We start from the raw sequence: 13,581 nt of genomic DNA on the forward strand, positions 1-13,581 counted from the left end.
AATTCTTCTAAAATGTATGATAAAAAATATTTTAAGAGAATGAAAATGAATTATTATAAGTTGATTTTAAATTATTATACCAAGATATTATCCAAGTATTTTGACTTTTATTTTTAATATTAATAACAAATACTCCTAAAGCACTAATCAAATCATTATTATAAAATAATAGAGGGATTTGATTTCTCAACCAAGGAGGAATATTCTTTTCTTGCCAAATTTTTTTTATCTTTCTTTTTTTGCTTCTTCCTAAAATAAGAATATTTCCTTCATATTGAAAACGAATATTAATTAATTGATGATTTTCAGGTGCTGGAAGTGCAATGCCTGTCTGATTTTGTGATAAAAATCCTAGATTATTAGGAAGTGTTAAATTTTTTTCTTTTTTGTGCCAAAATAAAATAGTATTTTTTAGATTAGACTGTTTTTTTATAAAATATAGTGATTTTTTATATCTTCTTATTTCATGTGTTCCTAAAATACATTTAGGATTAGCATCTAATCGACTATAAATCATTTGATGATAGATATATTGAATGTTGTTATATGATGGTTTTTTTATTTTTTGCAACGAAACCCAACGTCTAATCAATGCTAAAGATAATTCTTTTTTAATATTTTTAAAATTTTTAATATCTAAAGAATTATCAAATTTTATAAAATTATTGATTTTTTTATCAAGTAATTTATTAAGCAGAGTAGTTTCTTTTTGACAAATATACGTAGTACGAAAACAATTTTTAATAAAGAAAGGCCATCTTTTTTCTAATATAGGAATAATTTTATGTCTTATAAAATTACGATCATAATTGATATTTAAATTACTAAAATCTTCTATCCAATTTAAATTGTTTTTATATGCATATAATTCTAATTCTTTTTTTGTTTTTTTTAGAAAAGGACGAACTATTTTTTTATTACCGAATGTGGTCTCAAAAGACATGCTTGAAAGTCCGGTAGGACCGCTACCTCTTTTTAACGATAAAATAAGTGTTTCGCATTGATCATTCATATGATGACCAGTAAGTAATATTTCATTAAGAGATAGATGATTATAAATAATATTATATCTTTTTATTCTTAGTTTCTCTTCTATATTATTATTTTTATCAAGACAAATATTTTCTATAATTAATGGTATTTTATAAAAATTACAAATTTTTTTACAATGTTCTGTCCATTTTTTTGAGAATTCACTTATATTATGATTAATATGAATAGCACGTATATTAAAATCAGGTTTTGTTTTTTTTATTTTTAGCAGTTGATCCAGAAGTACTGTAGAATCTAGTCCTCCGCTATAAGCGATTAAAAAAGATTTATTTTTATATTGATTAATAATTTTATCTATCAAATATCAATTGCCTATTTATATAATAAAAGTTATATTTTTAATACGTTCGAGTGGACTTGAACCACTAACCCCTACCATGTCATGGTAGTGCTCTAACCAATTGAGCTACGAACGTAAATATTAAAGAATATTATTTTTTTTTATTTTATATAATTTAAATTATATATATTTTCTGAGATAGTATATGAATATTTTTATTATAAAAGAGAATAAGTTTCTATACAACTTTATTTTAAAGTTTATTTAAAAAAAATAAATACAATTATATTTTTAAGGAAAAATAATGTTTACAGGCATTGTAAATAGAACTGGTGTTATTGTCTCTATCCAAAAGAAAAAAAAAATTCATAGACATAAAGTTAAACTTCCACCTATTTTATCTAAAATGTTAACATTAGGTGCTTCAATAGCATATAATGGATGTTGTTTGACTATAAATAATATTGATCATTTTTATATAGAATGTGATATTGTGGAAGAAACTTTAAATAAAACTAATTTAGGTTTTCTAAATATTGGAGACCGCGTTAATATTGAGAGATCAGTAAAATATGGAGATGAAATTGGAGGTCATATAATATCTGGTCATATTATGAATACAGTAGAGGTTTCTAAAATATTAGAATCAGATGATAATTATGAGATGTGGTTTAAGATCAAAAATCTATCGTTAATGAAATATATTTTTTATAAAGGATTTATTTGTATTGATGGAATCAGTCTTACTGTTGGGAAAATTATTAATAATGAATTCTGTGTGCATTTAATACCTGAAACTTTATTATCTACTACAATAAAAAATAAACAAAATGGTAGTCTAATGAATATAGAAATTGATTCTTATACTCAAATTATTGTAGATACAACAGAACGTTTGTTTAAACAAACTTTTTAATAATATATTCGATAAATTTTTTGAAAAATATATATAAAAATTATTTATGATTAAATATTATAATATTTAATCACAGGAATTATAAATGCAAAATATTATTTTATTTTTTATTTCTAATATATTAATTGAAAATTTCATTTTAGTAAAATTTCTTGGATTATGTCCTTTTTTGGGTTCATCTAGTAAAGTTGAAACCGCTATTGGAATAAGTTTTGCAACTACTTTTGTTGTTTTTATATCATCTTTATTATTATGGTTAATTAATTTTTTTATTTTATTGCCTCTTGATTTGGTTTATTTGAGAATTATAGCCTATATGTTAATTATTTCAGTTAGTGTTCAGTTTTTAGAAATAGTATTGCGTAGTACTAGTCCTATTTTATACCGTTTACTTGGTATTTATCTTCCTTTAATCACAACTAATTGTACAGTTTTAGCTATTCCGTTGTTTAGTTTGTATTTTCATCATACATTTTTAGAATCGATATTGTTTGCAGTAAGTGCATCATTGGGCTTTACTTTAGTTATGATTCTTTTTTCTTGTATTCGTGAACGTATATTATTATCTGATATTCCTCTTCCATTTCAAGGAGCACCTATTGTATTAGTTACTATTAGTTTAATGTCTGTTATATTCATGGGATTTAAAGGTTTAATAAAAAATTAATTATGTTAATAATATTTATTTTTGGTGTTTTGTCTTTTTTACTAGGAGTGATATTAGGTTATACTACTTATAGTTTTCCATTAAAAAAAGATCCATTTGTAGAAGTTATAAATGAATTATTACCCCAGAGTCAATGTGGTCAATGTGGATATTCTGGATGTTATCCTTATGCAGAAGCAATAGTTCACAATTCTGAAAAAGTTGATAAATGTATTCCTGGTGGAACTGATCTTATGTTGAGAATTTCGGATGTATTAAGTTTAGAAATTCCTGAAAAAAACTTAATAGTCAAGACTAAAAAAAAAATATATAACACTGTATGGATTGATGAAAAAAATTGTGTAGGATGTACAAAATGTTCTAATTTTTGCCCAGTAGATGCTATTATTGGCGCTCCTAATTTTATACATACAGTTTTACAAGATTTTTGCACTGGTTGTGAAATTTGTATCTCACATTGTCCAACTAATTGTATCAAAATAAAAAAAGATATTTATGAATAAAAATAAATTATTTAAAATAAAAAATTTTTTTAGAATTCTTTACTTTTTAAAATTATTAAAAAATACCTTTAAGAAAATTTTAAATAAAAAAAAAAATATAATTTTAAAGGTGGTTTAACATGTTTAAATTTGAAAAATCAATCTAATTCTTTACCTTTAAAAACTTTACTTCTTCCTCATAAATTTTTCTTTTTTATAACAAATGATATATATAATAGAAAATTACGTGTAAAAATAAATGAAAGAGTATTACGTGGACAACCTTTAATTTTTGGTGATCGTGTTAATCCTCCTATTCATGCTCCAACATCAGGTTGGATAAAAGATATTTCTTTTGACTTAGATCCTATTAATCAACGTAAACAAAATATTAAAATAATAATTTCACCTGATTATTTAGATCAATGGATTCGATTAAAACCTATTGCTAATTATAAAAAACAAACTATTGAAAAACTAATTCAAATCATTTATCAATCAGGCGTTGTTGGTCTTGGAGGAAGTCAATTTTCATCAGCACAAAAATTAAAGTTAAGCATTAATAAAGTGCACACTTTAATTGTTAATGCTGTAGAAAGCGAACCTAACTCAACATCAGACAATTTCTTAATAAATAATTATATACCTGAAATTTTAAAAGGATGTGAAATTATTTGTTGGATAACCAAAATCAAAATAGTATTAATTGTTATTCAAGAACATAATATAGAAGAAATTTCTAAAATTTATGACTCAATTAAATATCAATCATTATTTAAAGTTTGTATTATTAAAAATAAATATCCTGGAGGAAGTAGTAAAATATTAATTAAATCTTTAACAGGAAAAGAAATTCCTTATGGTAAACATGCTATAGATATAGGTTATCTTATTTTTAATATTGCTACTATATATGCAATAAAAAGAGCTATTGTTAATGGAGAACCATTAACAGAACGTATCATTACTTGTTTAGGAAATAATAATATTTTATCTGGTAATTTTTGGATTAGGATTGGAACTCCAATAAAATATTTTTTACTTGATAAAAAAGAAAATCAATTAAAAAATATTATTATATGTTTAAGAGGTTTTTTTATGGGAGAAAAAATTCATAATTTCAATTATTCTATATTAAAAAATACTAATTGCATTTCTATTGATTATAAAAAAGAACAAGAAAATAAAAACATTAATGAATATACTTGTATTAGATGCAGCTATTGTGCTGATGTATGTCCTATTAATTTATTACCTCAACAACTTTATTGGTATAGTAAAAAAAATAATCATAAAGAAACTGAAAGACATCACATATTAGATTGTATTGAATGCAAAGCATGTGAGAAAGTGTGTCCTAGCTATATTCCATTAGTTTCATATTTTAAAAAAGAAAAACAAATTTTAAATGAGATTAATATAGAATCAAATTTTAAAAAAATATCTTTTATAAATTTTCAAATGAAAGAAAAAAGATTACTTAACCAAAGAAAAAACGTGAATAAATTTAAAATTAATAATAAAAAAATAGATTTGTCTCAAAAAAACATAAGACAACAAATGTTAAAAGAAGCAATCAAACGTATAAAAGATAAAAAATAAATTTTTTATAAAAAATATTTACATTTACAATAAAGCAGTAAAAAAATGAATGCACCGTTTATATATAAAAATTATAGCGTTAGAAAAATAATGTTTTTAGTTATTATAGCCTGTATACCAGGAATTTTAACTAAATGTTATTTTTTTGGTAGTGGTACTTTAATACAAATTGCATTATGTGTAATATCATCTTTAATATTAGAAAGTATTCTTTTAAAAATGAGATCTAAAAAGATAAAAATTCATTTAAAAGATAATTCGGCAGTTCTTACTGCAATTTTATTAGGGGTTAGTGTTCCTTCATTGTTACCTTGGTGGATGGTAATAATGGGAATTTTTTTTTCTATTGTTATTACTAAACATTTATACGGTGGAATTGGACAAAATATATTTAATCCTGCTATGGTTGGTTATGTAATATTATTAATATCTTTTCCAATTCATATGAATAATTGGCATGAAAGAGATTTTTCTATTTCATTATTTAAAGATATAAAAAAATCTGCTAATATTATTTTTTTTGAAAATTATAAAGATACTATCAATTATAATCATTTAAATATTTTTCCAGATATTTTCACCGAAGCTACGCCTTTAAATAATCTTAAAATAAAATCACATTTTAATAGAGATTCTTTAATATCTGAAGATATTAGATTAAGAAATAAAATAATTAATACTAAAAATAGTTGGATATATATAAATATAAGTTTTTTTTTAGGAGGTGTTTTTCTATTATTAAATAGAATAATTTGTTTAAGAATTCCAATAAGCTTTTTAATTACTTTAGCTTTCTTATCCAAAATAACTTATTTTTTTTCAAAAGAACTTTTTGTTTCTCCATTAATTCATTTTTTTTCTGGAGGTACAATGATTTGCGCATTTTTTATTGCTACTGATCCTGTTACAACTTCATGTACTAATATAGGTAAAATAATTTTTGGCATTATAATTGGTTTTTTAGTTTGGATTATTCGTAATTATACTGATTATCCTGATGCAATTGCTTTTTCTATTTTGTTTGCAAATATGACTGTTCCATTAATTGATCGTTATATAAAAACATCTGGATATGGCCATAATAATACATGAAAAAATATCAGAAAATATTACAAAGTGCTTTTTTAATCAGTTTTTTTTCTACTATATCAATAGCAAGTGTAGTTTATATAAATTCTATAACAAAAAATAAAATAATTAATCAACAAGAACAAGAAAAAAATATTTTATTAGAAACAGTAGTACCTTCTAAAATATATAATACTTTTACAAAAAAATTATATAATATACAGAATCAATTTTTAGGAGACAATAAAACTCATAATTTATGGATTTTGTTTAAAAATCAAAAATTAGAAGCTGCTGTTGTCGAGACTACAGCTCCTGATGGTTATTCTGGTTCTATTAATATTTTAGTTGCAGCATATTGCAATGGTAAAATTATTGGTGCAAGAGTTTTATCTCATAAAGAAACTCCAGGAATTGGAGATAAAATAGATATATCTATTTCTAATTGGATTACTAAATTTAATAATATAGTAGTTTCTTCTTTGCAAGATAAAAATTTTAGATTAAAAAAATATGGAGGACAAATTGAACAATTTACAGGAGCGACAATAACACCTCAATCGGTAACAAATGCAATTAAAAAAACAGTAATTTTTATAAAAACTATACCTACAATATTTAATCAATTAAAATGAAATCTTTATGAATATTAAGTATTTTTTATATGTCAGATTGTGGAAGAATAATTCTTCTTTAATTCAATTATTAGGATTATGTCCAGTTTTAGCTATGACTACAAATTCTATTAATGCTATAGGATTAGGAATGACAACAACTATAGTATTAACTATCACGAATACTATAATTTCAACTCTAAAAAGAATTATACCTCATGATATAAGAATTCCTATTTATATGATATTAGTTTCTTCTATTGTAACATCTATAGAAATGTTAATTCATGCTTATCAATTTAATTTGTATCAATCATTAGGTATTTTTATTCCTCTAATAGTTACTAACTGTATTATTGTAGGACGAGCAGATCTTATTGCTTATAAAAATTCTATCATAGTTTCTTTTTTTGATGGTATTTTTATAGGTTTAGGTTCAACTTTTGCTATGTTTATAATAGCTTTTATACGCGAAGCATTAGGTAATGGAACCCTTTTTTTTGGTATAAATAAAATTATACATTCTACAGATAATTTTATGTTTGTTCATTTATTAGATAAAAATTCTACTATAATTTTAGCTGTTCTTCCTCCAGGTGGTTTTTTTATATTAGGATGTATAATTGCTATAAAAAATGCTATAGATTTGTATTTTAAAAAACAAACTGTTATAAAAAATATAAATTGTTCTTGTATATGTAAAACAAAAAAATAGTATTCTTATGAATCAAGAAAAACGTTATAAAATTTTATTACTATTTCATAGTAAAAATCCTACTCCTAGAATAGAATTGGTGTTTTCTTCTGATTTTGAATTATTATTATCTGTAATACTATCAGCTAAATCTACTGATCGTATAGTTAATAAAACTACTAAAATTTTATTTAAAGTAGCAAATACACCTGAAAGCATTTTATTTTTAGGATTAAAACGTCTTAGAAATTATATTAAACAAGTTGGTTTATATCAAAATAAAGCTGTATATATTATTCGAACTTCTTTTTTAATTCTATATAAATACCAAGGAAAGATTCCAAATAATCGTTCTGAATTAGAATCTTTGCCTGGTGTAGGTAGAAAATCATCTAATATTATTTTAAATATATTATTTAAAAAAAAAACTATTGCTGTAGATACACATGTTTTTAGAGTATCTAATCGTACTAATTTTGCTAAAGGAAAAAATACTAATGAAGTAGAAAGAAAATTAATCAAAGTAGTTCCAAATATTTTTAAAATACAAATTCATTCTTGGTTTGTGTTGCACGGTAGATATGTTTGCACTTCACGTCAATTTAAATGCAATATATGCATGATAAAAAAATTATGCGAATTTAATGGGAAAAAATATTAATATATTTTTTTATGGATATATAAGTGATTATTGTGAAAGTAATTTTACCTTTACCTATTAGACAATGTTTTACATATTTTATGTCTGATTTAATGTATCCTGTTATTGGAGGTCGAATAAAAGTTCCTTTTCATTCAAAAAGCATGATAGGTATCGTAGTTGCTTTTTATACAATACATGATATTAGTGGATTAAATTTTAAACATGTTACGTCATTAATTGATAGTAAATCGATTTATACTAATGTTGTTTTAGATCTTTTGATATGGATAAATAAAAACTATCATTGTCCTATTGGAAAATTATTTTTTTCTGTTCTACCTAAATTTTTAGCTAATGGTTATATTATAAAAAATAATTACATTACTCGATGGAGTATAACAAAAAAGGGTTTCGAATTAGATATTAATCAATTAAAAAACAAAAAAAAACAATTATATACAATTACATTTTTAAAAAAAAATAGTGTTTTAAGTACTGAGTTAAATAAATATTGTTTATCTAAGTTTATTTTGAAAAAATTGGAAAAACAAAAATTATGTAAAATAGACTTTAATTATCAATCAATTTTGCATAAAAAATATATTTTTGATTTTAAAAAAAAAATTTTTTTAAATAAAAAACTATTAATCGTTATTAATAATATTTTAGTTAAAAAAAATTTTTCATCTTGGTTGTTAACTAGAGTTAATTTATATGTAAAAGTTAAATTTTATTTAGGGTTGATTAGAGAAATATTACGTCGGGATTTACAGATTTTAATTTTAGTTCCTTATTTTAAATATATAAATGTTATTGCAACTTTTTTAAAAACATATTTTAACGTTAGCATTGGTACTATTCATTCACAATTAACTAATACTCAATATTTAAAAAATTGGATAAAAACACAAGAAGGAGAAAATTCTGTTATAATTGGAACAAATAATAGTGTTTTTTTGCCTTTCTTAAAATTAGGAATAATTATTGTTTTTGATGAGCATAGTTTAAATTATAAAAATATTAATGAATGCAGATATAATGCTAAAGATATAAGTATATTAAGGGCATACAAAGAAAATATACCTATAATTTTAGATTCAGAAACTCCTTCATTAAAAACACTTTATAATATTTTAAATAAAAAATGTTTTTATATTAAATTACATAAATACAACAAACCTAGTTTTAAAACTAATATTATTAATTTAAAAAAAGATAAAATTAAATTTGGTTTATCTTTAACATTAATAAATGAAATTAATAATAATTTTCAAAAAAAACAAGTTTTGTTGATTTTTAATAAATTTAGTTTATTTTTTTTTGTATTAAGTTGTGATAAATGTAATTGGATATTTGAATGTACTAGTTGTCATAATTATTTCGAAATAAATCAATATGATTATATTTTATTTTGTAAATTTTGTTTAATTAAAATAAAAAAACCAATTTTTTGTTATAATTGTGGTTCTTATTTTTTAAAAAGATTAATGATAAATATTGAGAGCATTAAAAATAAAATAAAAAATATTTTTCCAAAAAGACTTATGTTTTTTTTATTGAACAAAAAGAATGTTAATAAAGATATATTAAATACAAAAATTTTTAAATTTTTTAATACAGACCCTTATATTATTATTACGACAGAAGAGATAGTTCAAAATTATTTTTTCCCATATGTAAGACTAATAGGTTTAATTCGAATTGATAATCATTTTATGTCTTTTCAGTTTCGTGAAACAGAATATTTTGCACAATTTTATATTAATTTAAGTCAATTAATTAATAATAGGATAAAATTAATAAAAGTATTAATACAAACATCTCTATTTAATAATTCTGATCTAAAAAATATATGCTATAATGGATATTTTTCTTTTGCAAATAAAATGTTAAAAATTAGAAAACATTTTTTATTGCCTCCTTGGAGTTTTCAAAGTATTATTTATTGTAAAAGTGTAGACATTAATAACAATATTATTTTTTTAAATTTAATTCGTAAATTATTAAAAATAAAATCTAAAAAATATAATTCTTTTTTATGGTTAGTAGGTCCTACTTGTTGTTTTACAATAAATAATAATAAAAAAAATTATTATCAATTATTTGTTCAGTGTGCTTCGCGTTCTCTTCTTAAGCGTATATTAAATGAATCTATTTCTATAATAAATTTATTTTCTATTTCAAGAAAAGTAAAATGGTTTATAGATATTGATCCAAATTGAAAGGTTAATAATATTTTATTTAAAAAACAATTAATTATTTTTATTTTACTCGTTGAAGTTCGTATAAAAGTATCATAAAATAATGTTAAAAATTATAAATTGTTTTTAGCTTATAAGATTAATGTTTAAATTGAGGCTATTAATGAGTAAAGTTAATTTAATTGATAAATTACGTAATAGAGGTTTAATATCTTATATTACAAATGAAGATAATTTAAATAAACTTATTGAAAATAGTTCTATTTCTTTATATTGTGGTTTTGATCCAACAGATGACAGTTTGCATATAGGTCATCTTCTGCCTTTAATAATTTTAAAAAGATTTCAAATGGCAGGTCATAAACCAATCATATTAATAGGAGGAGCTACAAGCTTAATTGGTGATCCTAGTTTTAAAAAAAAAGAACGTATTTTTAATACTAATGATAATATTAGTAAATGGACAAAAAAAATTAGTAAGCAAATTTCTTGTTTTTTAGATTTTAATTCTGAGAGTAAGAGTGCTTTGTTATTAAATAACAACACATGGTTTAAGAAGATTAATATCTTATCATTTTTAAGAGATACAGGAAAATATTTTACAATTAATAAAATGATTAATCGAGCAGCAATTAAAAAACGTATTATTAGACCAGATCAAGGTATTTCATTTACAGAATTTTCTTATAATTTACTACAAGCATATGATTTTTTTATTTTAAATCAAAAATATCAAGTAGAATTACAAATTGGAGGAGCTGATCAATGGGGAAATATTTCTTCGGGAATGCATTTAATACATAAAAAATCTCAAAAAGAAGTATATGGTCTTACAACTCCTCTTCTTATGCAATCAAATGGAATGAAGTTTGGTAAAACAGAATCAGGAACTATTTGGTTAGATGCGAATAAAACTAGTCCTTATAAATTTTATCAGTTTTGGATGAATATAGAAGATTCTAATGTATATTATTTTTTAAAAATGTTCACTTTTATAAAAATCACAGAAATTAATAAAAGAGAACAGGAAAATTCTTTTAATAATCAAATTATAAAAGATAAAACTTTTCTTGCTAAGAGTATAACTTCTTTAGTACATGGAGAAGAACAATTATTAGCAGCAGAAAGAATTACATCATTTCTATTTTGTAAAAATATTGATGATATTAAAGAGTCTGATTTGCAACAATTAAGAAAAGACGGTATACCTTCAATTCAAGTATACAATATAAAAGACTTACAAGATGCATTAGTATTATCTTCATTATCAAAATCTCGAACTCAAGCTAAAAATATGATCATATCTAATTCTATATCTATTAATACTAAAAGAATAAGAAAAAATCATATTTTTAATAATAATGATAAATTATTTGGAAAGTTTACTTTGTTATCTAGAGGCAAAAAACATCATTCTTTATTATGTTGGTAGTTTATTTTCAATTTATTGCAAAACTTTCACCACAACCACAGAATTTATCTAATTTAGCGTTATGAAATTTAAAAACTGTATTAATGTTATTTTTCACAAAATCAATTTGAACACCTTCTAAAAATGGGATTTCTTGAGTAGATATATATATATAAACGTTTTTATAAAAAAATACTATTTCTTTTCTATCTTGTTTTATTATTTCTGAATTTTTTACTAATTTCATAGTATAACGAAATCCTGCACATCCTGATTTTTTTATTCCTAATCTTATTCCTTTATTATCAGAATCTAAATTAATTAAAAACAAAATTTGTTTTATAGCATTTTTAGTTATTGAAATACTTTTCCAATCATTTTTTTTAGGAATATAAGTGTTAATTTTATTGTTATTCATTGTATTCTCTTTGAAAAATATTTATAGAAATAAAAAGTAATTTTATTTTAAAATATATCTTATTTTAATAAAATTTTTTTATTTAAAAGAATATGTTTTTTATTAATTATTTTTATAAAATTTAATGTTATAATTGATTTTATATTTTTAATAAAATAAAACTATTTTATAAAATTAAATTCATTTTACAAGAAATAATTTTTAATATAAAAATATTGAGGTACAACAATTATATGCAAAATCCAAAAGAAAAAATGGATTTATCACAGTCTATTTTATCACTAATATTTATTATTTCTATAGGTGTAATAAGTTTTTTGATAATTCACCCATTTATATTAGGATTTTCTTGGGCTAGCATGATTGTAATTGCCACTTGGCCTCTTATGTTAAGAATACAAAATTTTTTGGGAGGCAAACGTTTTTTTGCTGTAATAATAATGATAGCAATTTTGTTGCTTTTATTTATTATCCCAGTATTTTTTTTAGTAAAAAGTTTAATTGCAACAAGTATACCTCTTATTCATTGGTTTAGTTCAAATACTCTAGAATTTCCGGAATTATCTTGGTTACAAGATATCCCTCTTGTTGGTAAAAAAATATTTACTAGTTATAAAGAATTATTAGATGGTGATGGAGGAGAATTAATTCGCGAGATAAGACCTTATATGGGTCGTACAACTGAATTTTTTATTATTCAAGCTAAAAATTGTGGACTTTTTTTTATACATTTAACACTAATGTTATTATTTAGCATATTATTCTATTGGAATGGTGAAAAAATTAGCAGTATTATTCGTTATTTTGCATTTCGACTTAGTAAAAAAAATGGAGACGCTATTGTTTTATTAGCTGCTCAAGCAATTAGAGCTGTTGCTTTAGGAGTAGTTGTAACTGCTTTTATTCAAGCTGTTTTATCTGGAATAGGATTATTCATTTCAGGGATACCTTATTCGGTATTATTAATGATAATAATTTTTTTTTCTTGTTTAATACAATTAGGACCACTACCTATTTTAATTCCATCAATCATATGGCTGTATTGGAATAACAATCCTACTTGGGGTACAATATTATTGATTTGGAGTTGTCTTGTATTTATACTTGACCATGTTCTTAGAGCGTTTTTTATACGTATAGGAGCCGATTTACCTATTTTGTTAATTTTATCTGGAGTGATTGGTGGTTTATTAGTTTTTGGAATAATTGGTTTGTTTATTGGTCCAGTAGTATTATTAATATTTTATCGTTTAATAATATCATGGATGTATGGTATTTCAATTTCATCTTTTTTAAAAAATACATCATTAAAATAAGGTTTTAATTAATCTAATAGCTACATAAGACTTTTAATTAAATATAATTTAAAATTATGATAATATATAAAAAATTGATTTTTTTAGATAATACTTAATAAATTTTTATCGTGATATAATAATATTTTTAAAAAAATTGAACTTCATCACATGTCCTGTTTAAAACTGCTTTCATATTAGTTAAAGTATACTGTTAAAATTCTTCTCCCTAATATT

General features: G+C 22.1%; 12 protein-coding genes, 1 tRNA gene and 1 pseudogene. 11 read left to right on the forward strand and 3 right to left on the reverse strand.

Going from position 1 to position 13,581, the window contains the following annotated elements:
• Positions 1–31: 31 nt before the first annotated feature.
• Both tilS and D9V59_RS00535 read right to left on the reverse strand, forming a co-directional pair.
• Entirely contained in the window at positions 32–1,354 is a 1,323-nt protein-coding gene (gene tilS, locus D9V59_RS00530) for a tRNA lysidine(34) synthetase TilS (RefSeq protein WP_158364061.1), read from the reverse strand.
• A gap of 41 nt (positions 1,355–1,395) precedes the next feature.
• Positions 1,396–1,469, reverse strand: a tRNA-Val gene (locus tag D9V59_RS00535).
• Positions 1,470–1,637: 168 nt separating this feature from the next.
• Here D9V59_RS00535 and D9V59_RS00540 point away from each other — a divergent pair.
• From D9V59_RS00540 to tyrS, 10 genes and pseudogenes are all read left to right on the forward strand, one after another.
• On the forward strand, positions 1,638–2,249 hold the full coding sequence (locus D9V59_RS00540) for a riboflavin synthase subunit alpha (protein WP_158364063.1): 612 nt from the start codon (positions 1,638–1,640) through the stop codon (positions 2,247–2,249).
• 85 nt (positions 2,250–2,334) lie between these two features.
• Positions 2,335–2,916 (forward strand): electron transport complex subunit RsxA, encoded by a 582-nt coding sequence (gene rsxA, locus D9V59_RS00545; RefSeq protein ID WP_158364065.1) that lies wholly within the window; start codon positions 2,335–2,337, stop codon positions 2,914–2,916.
• A 2-nt stretch (positions 2,917–2,918) separates the two neighbouring features.
• Positions 2,919–3,419 (forward strand): electron transport complex subunit RsxB, encoded by a 501-nt coding sequence (gene rsxB / locus D9V59_RS00550; protein WP_158364067.1) that lies wholly within the window; start codon positions 2,919–2,921, stop codon positions 3,417–3,419.
• A gap of 105 nt (positions 3,420–3,524) precedes the next feature.
• Positions 3,525–5,000, forward strand: a pseudogene (gene rsxC / locus D9V59_RS00555) (electron transport complex subunit RsxC); the annotation flags it as partial.
• A 45-nt stretch (positions 5,001–5,045) separates the two neighbouring features.
• Positions 5,046–6,092: an RnfABCDGE type electron transport complex subunit D gene (locus D9V59_RS00560; RefSeq protein ID WP_158364071.1), complete on the forward strand. Its 1,047-nt coding sequence runs from the start codon at positions 5,046–5,048 to the stop codon at positions 6,090–6,092.
• Entirely contained in the window at positions 6,089–6,703 is a 615-nt protein-coding gene (gene rsxG / locus D9V59_RS00565) for an electron transport complex subunit RsxG (RefSeq protein WP_158364073.1), read from the forward strand. Before D9V59_RS00560 ends, rsxG begins: the two co-directional genes overlap by 4 nt.
• A 7-nt stretch (positions 6,704–6,710) precedes the next feature.
• On the forward strand, positions 6,711–7,397 hold the full coding sequence (locus tag D9V59_RS00570; RefSeq protein WP_158364075.1) for an electron transport complex subunit E: 687 nt from the start codon (positions 6,711–6,713) through the stop codon (positions 7,395–7,397).
• A 7-nt stretch (positions 7,398–7,404) separates the two neighbouring features.
• Complete coding sequence (gene nth, locus D9V59_RS00575; protein ID WP_158364077.1) at positions 7,405–8,037, forward strand: endonuclease III; 633 nt, start codon at positions 7,405–7,407, stop codon at positions 8,035–8,037.
• Positions 8,038–8,060: 23 nt separating this feature from the next.
• Positions 8,061–10,241, forward strand: a complete 2,181-nt coding sequence (gene priA / locus D9V59_RS00580) for a primosomal protein N' (protein ID WP_158364079.1) — start codon at positions 8,061–8,063, stop codon at positions 10,239–10,241.
• 142 nt (positions 10,242–10,383) lie between these two features.
• The gene (tyrS, locus tag D9V59_RS00585) at positions 10,384–11,652 is read left to right on the forward strand and encodes a tyrosine--tRNA ligase (RefSeq protein WP_158364081.1); all 1,269 of its coding nucleotides are present in this window, start codon (positions 10,384–10,386) and stop codon (positions 11,650–11,652) included.
• 7 nt (positions 11,653–11,659) lie between these two features.
• Here tyrS and D9V59_RS00590 read toward each other — a convergent pair whose 3' ends face one another.
• On the reverse strand, positions 11,660–12,049 hold the full coding sequence (locus tag D9V59_RS00590; RefSeq protein ID WP_158364083.1) for an iron-sulfur cluster assembly accessory protein: 390 nt from the start codon (positions 12,047–12,049) through the stop codon (positions 11,660–11,662).
• 233 nt (positions 12,050–12,282) lie between these two features.
• On the opposite strand from D9V59_RS00590, the gene ydiK reads away from it, so the two are divergent.
• Positions 12,283–13,365: an AI-2E family transporter YdiK gene (gene ydiK / locus D9V59_RS00595; protein ID WP_158364086.1), complete on the forward strand. Its 1,083-nt coding sequence runs from the start codon at positions 12,283–12,285 to the stop codon at positions 13,363–13,365.
• Positions 13,366–13,581 lie beyond the last annotated feature (216 nt).

The sequence above is a fragment of the Buchnera aphidicola (Artemisaphis artemisicola) genome (assembly GCF_005082365.1).
In the GTDB taxonomy this organism is placed as follows: Bacteria; Pseudomonadota; Gammaproteobacteria; order Enterobacterales; family Enterobacteriaceae; genus Buchnera; species Buchnera aphidicola_AR.

Coding starts and splice junctions, on each gene's coding strand:
- ydiK (WP_158364086.1), top strand. CDS start 12,283: ATGCAAAATCCAAAAGAAAAAATGGATTTATCACAGTCTATTTTATCA.
- D9V59_RS00590 (WP_158364083.1), bottom strand. CDS start 12,049: ATGAATAACAATAAAATTAACACTTATATTCCTAAAAAAAATGATTGG.
- rsxA (WP_158364065.1), top strand. CDS start 2,335: ATGCAAAATATTATTTTATTTTTTATTTCTAATATATTAATTGAAAAT.
- nth (WP_158364077.1), top strand. CDS start 7,405: ATGAATCAAGAAAAACGTTATAAAATTTTATTACTATTTCATAGTAAA.
- D9V59_RS00570 (WP_158364075.1), top strand. CDS start 6,711: ATGAATATTAAGTATTTTTTATATGTCAGATTGTGGAAGAATAATTCT.
- rsxB (WP_158364067.1), top strand. CDS start 2,919: ATGTTAATAATATTTATTTTTGGTGTTTTGTCTTTTTTACTAGGAGTG.
- rsxG (WP_158364073.1), top strand. CDS start 6,089: ATGAAAAAATATCAGAAAATATTACAAAGTGCTTTTTTAATCAGTTTT.
- D9V59_RS00540 (WP_158364063.1), top strand. CDS start 1,638: ATGTTTACAGGCATTGTAAATAGAACTGGTGTTATTGTCTCTATCCAA.
- D9V59_RS00560 (WP_158364071.1), top strand. CDS start 5,046: ATGAATGCACCGTTTATATATAAAAATTATAGCGTTAGAAAAATAATG.
- tyrS (WP_158364081.1), top strand. CDS start 10,384: ATGAGTAAAGTTAATTTAATTGATAAATTACGTAATAGAGGTTTAATA.